Origin of the sequence: Psychroserpens sp. XS_ASV72, from assembly GCF_041224425.1 — a bacterium.
Lineage (GTDB): Bacteria > Bacteroidota > Bacteroidia > Flavobacteriales > Flavobacteriaceae > Psychroserpens.
In genome coordinates this window covers 1-213 of record NZ_JBGFGL010000004.1, presented here as the reverse complement: position 1 = coordinate 213, position 213 = coordinate 1, and the positions used below count along the sequence as shown (strand labels likewise).

The following is a 213-nucleotide window of genomic DNA, read 5'->3' as shown; positions in this document are numbered from 1 at the left end:
TGCTTCCAATCCATTTGAGCAGTTGTCCGCCTCATCTGTCACGTCACCAGTAATAGAAAGATCGGTAGGATCCTGGTCACACTCGATAGTGGTACCAGCAGGGACCGTAAAGGTAGGCGCAGTAGTGTCCACGACGTTTATTGTCTGCACTAGGTTAGTCTCGTTCCCACAGTCATCGACAAGAGTCCAAGTTCTTGTGATTACAGATTCGTT

Annotated in this window: 1 protein-coding gene; it reads right to left on the bottom strand. The window is 48.4% G+C overall.

Annotated elements, in window-relative coordinates:
- A partial coding sequence (locus tag AB9K26_RS00010; RefSeq protein ID WP_369970506.1) for a hypothetical protein occupies nt 1–213 on the bottom strand: 213 nt, incomplete at both ends.